We start from the raw sequence: 8,746 nt of genomic DNA, 5'->3' as shown, positions 1-8,746 counted from the left end.
TTGTGGGTGTTTTTAGCGGGGGGGTCGCCCCGGTTGGTGGGTGGGCCGGTGCTGGGGTGGTTTGTGTTTGCACGTGTCCGCCGGGGGCGGCGTTGGGGGGGCCACTACAGCTGGTTTGCTTGGAAAGCCTATGCCGAGCATGGCTCGGCACTACAGCTAGTTTGCTGGGAAAGCCTCTGCCGAGCATGGCTCGGCACTACATCTGGTTTGCTGGGGAAGCCTCTGCCGAGCATGGCCTACACGATCAGCCCAACCGGGAAACGCCCAAAACCCGGTCCAGTGCCAATAGGCCCGGTTGCTATTGTGCGTAAGGAACGACAAAGTTCGCCCTTCGCTGGTGTAAGGTCCCCACCCCTATGATTCAACTTGACGCCGTACAGACGGTCGCCTTCGCGGGCTTGACCCTGTTCGCCGGCTACGCATTGTGCCGTGCCATCCCGTTTTTCCGCCGCTACAACCTGCCTGAACCGGTGGTTGGCGGCCTGCTGGTGGCATTGGCCGTATGGTGGGCGCATGGTCAGCAGACCACCCTGTTCACACTCGATACCACCCTCAAGACACCGCTGATGGTGGCGTTCTTCACCACGCTCGGCATCAACGCCAGCGTGCGGCTGCTGCGGGTCAGCGGCAAACAGGTGATGTTGTTCCTGCTGATCGGCAGCATCTTCGCGGTGCTGCAGAACCTGATCGGCATCAGCGTAGCCAAGATGTTCGGCCTGAACCCGATGTTCGGCGTGCTGGCCGGCTCGGCCACGCTGACTGGCGGCCCTGCCACCGGCCTGGCCTTCGCCGGGCATTTCGAGCAGGCCGGCCTGGTCGGCGCGGAAAGCCTGGCGGTGACGGCTGCAATGGCCGGCATCATCTGCGGCGGTCTGGTCGGCGGCCCGGTGATCACCGTGCTGATGCAACGCTTCAAGGTGCAGCATCCCAGCCAGAAGGCGACCGGTTCGCAGCTGGGCGAGGACGAAGCGGTAACCGTGCGCTACCCCAGCGAGTCGGCACGCGAGTTCGACGCGCTCAAGAGCATCGTCGTGCTGCTGATGGCGATGTGGCTGGGCGTTTGGGTAGGCAAGGGCTTCGAAGGCATCGGCCTGACCCTGCCGACCTATATCGGCGCGATGCTGGTTGGCGCCGTCATCCGCAACATCGACGACTACACCGGCTGGATCAAGCTGTCGGTACCGACCACCGATCTGATCGGCAATATCAGCCTGGCCTTGTTCCTGGCCATCGCGCTGATGGATCTCAAACTCTGGGAATTGGCTGGCATGGGCTTGCCGCTGCTGGTCAACCTGATCATCCAGGTATCGGTGGTCGCGCTGTTCGCGGTGCCGATCTACTGGTTGATGGGCCGCGATTACGACGCGGCGGTGATGGGTGGTGGCTTCATCGGCTTCATGCTCGGCACCACCGCCAACGCCATGGCAGTGATGCGGCGACTGGCGCAGCGCTACGGGCCGGCGCCGCGCGCCTTCCTGGTGGCACCGTTGGTGGGCGCGTTCTTCATCGACTTCATCAATGCGCTGATCATCACCGGCTTCCTGAACTTCTGGCCGCACTAAGCCGCCGGTTCCGTGCGCCATACCCGTGCCTTGTGCACGGGTTGGCGCGACAATGGGCCCCTACCTGCCCTGTAGCACCGTTGCGCTGATGACATCCACCGCTGCACCCAAGCTTTCTTCCCGCCATGACATCGTCGTCGTCGGCGCTGGCGTGGTGGGCCTGGCCACCGCTTATGCTGCTGCAAAGCGCGGCTGTTCGGTGCTGCTGCTGGATCGCAATGAAGGCCCGGCACTGGGCACCTCGTTCGCCAATGGCGCGCAGCTCAGCTACGCCTATACCGATGCGATGGCCGGCCCGGCAACCTGGGCGCAGCTTCCGGAAATGGCATTCGGCCGCAACGGACCTTTCCGTACACGCTGGTCGGCTGATCCGGATTTCCTGCGCTGGGGGTTGGCGTTCCTGCGCCAGGCCAACACGGCGGGACTGCAGCGCAACACCCTGGCCACACTGGAACTGGCGCTGGAGTCGCGGCAGGCCATGCAGGCCTTGCTGCAACAACACCCCATCGATTTCGACCATGAGGTCTCCGGCAAGCTGCACCTGTACCCGTCCATCGAGGGCGTGCAGGGAGCGGCGGCGATGATCGCGCTCAAGCGCAGCCATGGCGTGCAGCAACGCTTGGTCGACGCGACCGAGGCCACTGCCATCGAACCTGCACTCAGCGGCGCACCGTGGTTGGCTGGCGGAGTTTATTCACCCGAGGAAGAAGCCGGCGATCCCTACCGCTTCAGCCAAGGCCTGCTGCAGGTATTGCAGCAGCACTACGGTGTGCATGCGGCGTTCGGCTTCGACACGCAGTCACTGCGTCGTGCCGATGGCCACTGGCAGCTGCAGGCACGCGACGGCCGCACGCTGCAGGCAGCACGTGTGCTGGTCTGCGCTGGCATCGACAGCCCTGCCCTGCTCAAACCCTTGCGTCTGCGCATGCCGGTGATGGCGATCAAGGGCTATTCCTTCACCGCACCATTGGGCGCCAATGCACCCAAGGTCAGCATCACCGACACCAAGCGCAAACTGGTGTTCTGCCGCTTGGGCGAGCGCATCCGCGTTGCCGGCCTGGCTGATCTCAACGACTGGAATCCCACGCCCGAACCCGCGCGGCTGGCAACGCTGATCGCGCAGGCTCGCGCCTCACTGCCGGAGGCAGCCGACTACGAACACATCGAAAGCAGCTGGGCCGGTCTGCGTCCGGTTACCCCATGGACCTCACCGATCATCAGGAACCTCGGCGATGGTCTGGCCTGCAACATCGGCCATGGCATGCTCGGCTGGACGCTGGCGATGGGCAGTGGCGAACGCGCGATACAGCAGTTGCTGGGCACGCGCTGAGCCAACTCAGGTTTCGCTGATCTGGTCCATGCGGATGCGGTTGGCGAACAGCGAGAACGCCAATGCGCCAGCAAGGCCATTGGCACGGTTGATCCACTGCGGCAACCAGCGTGGCGGCGCCAGCACCCCGGCCTCGAACAACGGCGTCAGCGTCTGTGCGTCTTCCAGCGTCATCTTGCCGGCAAACAGCCAGCGGCAGGTCTGCAGCTGCTCATCGCGCAGCATCTGTCGGAAAAAGGTGTGCACCGACACCAGCCCGCGCAGGTAGACGGTGTCCTTGGTAAAGGCAGCGCCGCCGCTGGTGGGAACGCCACGGAACACGCGTTGTGCAGAAGAAAAGCTTTCCTCGGCAGTCTGCCCGGCGCCACGGAAGTAATTGAAGACTTCGATGAAGTCGGCACCATCGCGCGCCATCGCAATCGCCTCGATACGCAGGCTGATGCGCTTGAGCCGCTGGATGTCGATGCTGCCGGTGATCTGCTCGGCAAACGTGGCCAGGCCTTCCTGGGTCGCGGTGATACGCGGCGAAGACAGCGCCAGGCTGGGCAATACCACTTGATCGCGACCGTTGAGCGCGGTCAGCGAATGCACCAGCGCTTCATGGTGGTAGAGCTGTGCACGGTCGTAGGCGCTGAAGGTGGCACGGGTACGCAGGCGGATACGGGTTGCACCGGCAGCAGCCTTGGCAATCAGTTCCGGGTCCAGCTCCACGCTGATCATGCGCCCGGCGAAGAATTCATCCAGGTCGCTCTGCAGCATCAGCTGCAAAGCCGTGGCCGATACCGGCACCTGTTCTTCCGGCGCCAGCAACTCATGGTCCAGTTCCTGCGCGATCTGGATGAAGTGCCGTGCTGCGTCGCGCGTGGTCGGCCCATTACCCGGCATCGGTTGCTCGGGCACGCCGAACAGCTGGGTGGAATAGTCGTCCACAGCGCGCGTTCCCAGGCCTTCCAACAGGCTGGCGGCCAGATCCCAGCTGCGCGCCGAATCCTGGATGTAACTGCCCAGCGGATGACTCGCATCCACCGCTTCCATCACCGCGGCCAACTCGCGCCGCGTTTCGCTGAAGTCGAGCTTGGGGTAGTCCACCTGCGGCAGCTGCGGATTGCCGCGCGCCACACTTTCCAGGAACGGTACCTGCGTGTTTGCCGGCCAACTGGTCAAACTCAGCAAGCGGATGCCTTTGACCGCAGCCACCATCCGCGCATCCAGCGCGGCGTGATGGGCGATGGCCGGATCGCTATGATTAACCGTCTTGTCCATGCCTGCCTCGTTCAATCAAACCCGCACAAACAAATTCGACCAATCAGAACCGATCACTCAGCGTCGCTTGCCCTTGTTGATTGGCCGCCACTGCGCACCGCGCCCAGTGTGCTTGCGCTCGGTCGCCTGCTCAGCCTGACGCTGCGCCAGTTTGGCCGCAGCCAGCGCCACTTCCTCGCGCAGCTTGAGATAGCTCTCCAGCCGGCTTTCGTCGATATCGCCGCGCTCGATGGCTTCCTGCACCGCACATCCCGGCTCACTGTGATGCGAGCAGTTGCGGAACTTGCATTGCGTGGTCAGCTCTTCGATATCGGCGAAGCCACCTTCGGACAGGGTTTCCTCACCGGTCGGCTTGAGCTCACGCATGCCGGGTGTATCGATCAGGCAGGCGCCGTAGGGCAGCGGCATCAGCGCGCGATGGGTGGTGGTGTGGCGGCCACGCGAATCGTTGCTGCGCACCTCATTGGTCTTCATCCGGTCCTCGCCCAACAACGTGTTGGTCAAGGTGGATTTGCCGGCGCCGGAGGAACCTACCAGCACCACGGTGTTGCCCGGACCCAGCCACGGCAGCAGGGCGGAGACACTTTCCGGGTCCTTGCCGTTGATCGCCAGCAGCGGAATCTGCTGCGCGGCGAGGTCTTCCAGCACCGCCAGTGCGTCTTCGCTGTATTCGGTCTGGTCGGCCTTGGTCAGCACCACCACCGGAGAGGCACCACCGCCGCCAACCAGCAGCAGGTAGCGCTCGATGCGGCGCGGATTGAAGTCGGCGTCCAAGCCACAGACGATGAATACCGTATCGATATTGGCCGCGATCACCTGCTGGTGATAGTGCTCACCGGCGGCGCCGCGCTTGATCGAGGTATGCCGCGGCAGCAGCGCAACGATGCGCTTGCCGTCCAGCAGTACCCAATCACCTACCGCCGCACGCTCATGGCTGGGGAAGCGCGGCCGCTGCCACTCCGGTGGCGATTCGGTCTTGAGGCTGTTATCGGGCGCATCGGCGACCACGTAGCCGGAACGGTGCTGTTCGATCACCCGTCCCGGGCGGGCCTGCGGGTGGGCGGCAAAGGCGTCCTGCCATTGCGGGTCTTCGGGAGCACCGGGCCAGGGCCAGCCGATATGGCGCAGCGAATCGAAGTCGATGGAATCAGTCATTGGGGGATTCTACCGGGGTGAGGCTTGGCGCCGGGAATATCGCTTGGTCAGGGCGAGAACCAAGGCAGATCAAGAGCCCCCCTCCCCAACCCTCCCCTTGCCTGCGGCAAAGGGAGGGAGCCAAGCCTTGCCCCCTCCCTTGCGCGTAGCGCAGGGGAGGGTTGGGGAGGGGTGCCTTTGCCTTGCTTTTGCCTGTAACCAATCCCCACTCCCGAATCCCCAGTCCCGGCCCGCAGACCGCCGCCCCGCAGCGCAACAATTCAGCTACCATGCGAAGTCCATGCCCTTGATGGCCCTGAGAAAATGTCAAGCCCTGTCAAACCGCTAGCCACCCGTGAACGCCTGTCCGAAGTCCGCTACGAAATCCGTGGTGAACTGGCCCGACGAGCGCGGGAGTTGGAGGCGCAGGGCCGCAAGCTCATCAAGCTCAATATCGGCAACCCCGGCGCGTTCGGATTCCGTGCGCCTGCGCACCTGCAGCACGCCATCGCCGATGACATGGGCCGCACGGATCCCTACACCCATCAGCAGGGTCTGCCGGTCGCCCGTGAAGCCATCGCCGCCGCCTACGCCCGCCGTGGTGCGCCCGATGCTGTTGCTGACCGTGTATTCCTGGGCAATGGCGTATCCGAGCTGATCGACCTGTCGCTGCGCGCCCTGCTCAACCCGGGCGACGAAGTTCTGGTGCCCTCGCCGGATTACCCGCTGTGGTCGGCGGCCACCATCCTCAACGACGGCCGTCCGGTGTATTACCGCTGCCGTCCGGAAAACGGCTTCCTGCCCGATCCGGTGGAGATGGAAGCGCTGGTGTCCTCGCGCACCCGCGCCATCGTGCTGATCAACCCGAACAACCCAGTCGGCGCCAGCTACCCGCGCGAGCTGCTGGAAAAAATCGTCGCCATCGCCCGCAAGCACAACCTGTTGCTGCTGGTGGACGAAATCTACGACCAGATCCTGTACGACGGCACGCAGTTCCAGCCGGTCGCACCGCTGGCCGGTGATCACCCCTGCCTGACCTTCAGCGGCCTGAGCAAGGTGCACCGCGCCTGTGGTTGGCGGGTGGGCTGGATGCTGCTGTCCGGTGCCGGTGAGCAGTTGGGTGAATTCCGCGCAGCGCTCGACCTGCTCAGCGCGCTGCGCCTGTGTGCAAACGTGCCGGGCCAGTACGCCATCGAAGCCGCGGTCAACGGCCCGGACACCATTTCCGAACTGTGCAGCCCCGGCGGCCGCCTGTACGAAACCCGCCGCGCGGTGATCGAGGCCTGCGAGGCCAGCGAGCACCTGTCGCTGGTGGTGCCGTCGGGCGCGCTGTATGCCTTCCCGGCAGTCGTGGGCCCGGCCGCACAGGGCTTTGACGACCACGACTTCGCGCTCCAGCTGATGGAAGAAGAAGGCGTGCTGGTAGTGCCCGGTTCCAGCTTCAACGTGCCCTACCGCAACCACTTCCGCGTGACCCTGTTGCCCGAGGCCAGCGTGATGCGCGAGGTGTTCGGTCGCATCGACAAGCTGCTCAGCCGGCGTACCGAAGCGGTCACCAAGGTCGTGCAGCTCAAGCCGCGCAGTGCGGTGGGCTGATTGGCCTTGATCAGCGAGACCGCAGCCACCTCCACGTCTTACCTGGCACTGGGCGACTCCTACACCATCGGTGAAGGCGTCGCACAAACCGGTACCTGGCCGTTCCAGCTCGCCGCCGCGCTACGCGCACAGGGCATCGTGCTGGACGACCCACAGGTCATCGCCACCACCGGCTGGACCACCGACGAGCTGGCTGCCGCCATCGACGCCGAAGCCCCGCAAGGGCCGTACGCACTGGTGAGCCTGTTGATCGGGGTCAACAACCAATACCGCGGGCGACCGTTGGCCGAGTACCGGCAGCAGTTCGAGCAACTGCTGCAGCGCGCGATCGCGCTGGCCGGCGAAGACCCGCGCCGAGTGCTGGTGCTGTCCACGCCGGACTGGGGCTTCACCCCATACGCGCAGCAGAACGGTCGCGATGCGGCCCAGGTTGCCCGTGAAATCGACGATTTCAACGCCGCCGCGCAGGCCTGCTGCGGTGACTACGGCGTGGCCTTCGTCGACATCACCGCGACCAGCCGCGACGGCGGAGAAACGGTGGAAATGCTGGCCGATGATGGCCTGCATCCTTCGGCCGCCATGTACGGGCGCTGGGCGCAACTGGCGCTGCCGGTCGCGGCCGAGCTGCTCAAGCCAGCATCGGCCGCTTGAACCGCCCGCAAGCCACCCCGGCGATGGCCGGCGAACGCGCGCGCGCGATTGCCCAGGCTTTCGCACCGCAACGGTTCTGGAACCATCGCGGCGACTATTACTACGCTCTGCTGAAGCTGCGCAGCGACCCGCTCTATCCCGGCGTGCTCGACGCGCTGCGCGGCAGCAGCGCGCCACTGCTCGACATGGGTTGTGGGCTGGGCCTGTTGGCCCATGCACTACGCCAGGACGGTCAGCGCATGGCCTATCTGGGCGTGGACAGCGACACCTCCAAGATCCAACGCGCCAGCACCGCCGCCAGCCGGACCAACCTGAACGACGCCAGCTTCGCCGCCATTGATCTGCTGGCAGCGCTGCCGGCCCATCAGGGCAGCGTCGCCATTCTCGACGTACTGCAATACCTGCCTGCGGCCGCCCAGCCGGGGCTGCTGCAGCGTGCGGCGGCGATGTTGAGTGCCGATGCACGGCTGGTGATCCGCATGACCGTGGCTGACGGCAGCCGCCGCAGCAGCGTCTCACGGGTGGCCGACCGCGCCGCCAACCTGATTGGCTGGATGCGCTCGCGCCCGCGCGACTACCTGGATGTGGACGCGGTACGTGCCCATTTGCAGCAGGCGGGGCTGACCGTCAGCCTCACCCCGCTGTACGGCAACACCCCATTCAACAACTGGCTGCTGGTCGCCCAACGCGGTTGAACCACGGTCAAGCCGTTTGCACCGATAATGGTGCCATTCCCTGCCGGCCCAACCGGGCTGGCGCAGCAACGAGATTCCCGTGAAGAAGACCTATAGCCTCGCCATCGAAGGCAAGCACCCCGACCGCCTGCTGGAAGCCAGCAAGCACGACATCCGCAAGTACACCAAGCGTGAGCGCGGCAAGGCACTGCCGGCCGGTGCCGATTCCTGGGGTTTCGACAGCAAGCTCGGCGTGGACGAAGCCTCGGCCAAGCCGGTGGGGTATGACGAGCTGTTCCGCGCAATCGACGCACTGGTAGCTGCTGGCAACACCCAGTTCTACGTCGAAGTGGTGAGCAAGACGGCCAAGCGCAGTCCGCGCCCGGTAGCCGACGCAGCCCCGGCAGCAGAGACCGATTTCGAAGATTGATCGCCAAAGCCCCTTTGCCACAGGCAAAAGGGGCCGACGGTAGTGGGGGGGGGCGGGGTGGGGGGGTCGGGTCGGGGCGCGGCCCCGGCACGGGGGGGGGGGGGCC

General features: G+C 65.2%; 8 protein-coding genes. 6 read left to right on the top strand and 2 right to left on the bottom strand.

Annotated features, from left to right (window positions below):
* Positions 1-356 precede the first annotated feature (356 nt).
* Positions 357-1,562: a sodium/glutamate symporter gene (gene gltS, locus ACVOLS_RS20770; RefSeq protein WP_481547201.1), complete on the top strand. Its 1,206-nt coding sequence runs from the start codon at positions 357-359 to the stop codon at positions 1,560-1,562.
* Positions 1,563-1,650: 88 nt separating this feature from the next.
* Positions 1,651-2,892, top strand: coding sequence for an FAD-dependent oxidoreductase (locus ACVOLS_RS20765; protein WP_481547200.1), 1,242 nt, complete (start codon positions 1,651-1,653; stop codon positions 2,890-2,892).
* Between the two features lie 6 nt (positions 2,893-2,898).
* Here the strand turns inward: ACVOLS_RS20765 and ACVOLS_RS20760 are convergent, their stop codons facing one another.
* Both ACVOLS_RS20760 and rsgA read right to left on the bottom strand, forming a co-directional pair.
* On the bottom strand, positions 2,899-4,155 hold the full coding sequence (locus ACVOLS_RS20760; RefSeq protein WP_481547199.1) for a flavohemoglobin expression-modulating QEGLA motif protein: 1,257 nt from the start codon (positions 4,153-4,155) through the stop codon (positions 2,899-2,901).
* A 57-nt stretch (positions 4,156-4,212) separates the two neighbouring features.
* The gene (gene rsgA / locus ACVOLS_RS20755; RefSeq protein ID WP_481547198.1) at positions 4,213-5,310 is read right to left on the bottom strand and encodes a ribosome small subunit-dependent GTPase A; all 1,098 of its coding nucleotides are present in this window, start codon (positions 5,308-5,310) and stop codon (positions 4,213-4,215) included.
* A gap of 303 nt (positions 5,311-5,613) precedes the next feature.
* Here rsgA and ACVOLS_RS20750 point away from each other — a divergent pair, with 303 nt between their 5' ends.
* From ACVOLS_RS20750 to ACVOLS_RS20735, 4 genes are all read left to right on the top strand, one after another.
* A complete protein-coding gene (locus tag ACVOLS_RS20750) occupies positions 5,614-6,885 on the top strand; it encodes a pyridoxal phosphate-dependent aminotransferase (protein ID WP_481547197.1) in 1,272 nt (423 codons plus the stop codon).
* Between the two features lie 9 nt (positions 6,886-6,894).
* Entirely contained in the window at positions 6,895-7,536 is a 642-nt protein-coding gene (locus ACVOLS_RS20745; RefSeq protein ID WP_481547203.1) for an SGNH/GDSL hydrolase family protein, read from the top strand.
* 23 nt (positions 7,537-7,559) lie between these two features.
* On the top strand, positions 7,560-8,231 hold the full coding sequence (locus ACVOLS_RS20740) for a class I SAM-dependent methyltransferase (protein ID WP_481547202.1): 672 nt from the start codon (positions 7,560-7,562) through the stop codon (positions 8,229-8,231).
* A 79-nt stretch (positions 8,232-8,310) separates the two neighbouring features.
* Positions 8,311-8,640: a DUF6172 family protein gene (locus ACVOLS_RS20735; protein WP_481510765.1), complete on the top strand. Its 330-nt coding sequence runs from the start codon at positions 8,311-8,313 to the stop codon at positions 8,638-8,640.
* Positions 8,641-8,746 lie beyond the last annotated feature (106 nt).

The organism is Stenotrophomonas sp. STEN038 (assembly GCF_056759895.1).
The sequence above is the reverse complement of the archived record's forward strand: the minus strand, read 5'-3'. Positions and strand labels throughout refer to the sequence as shown.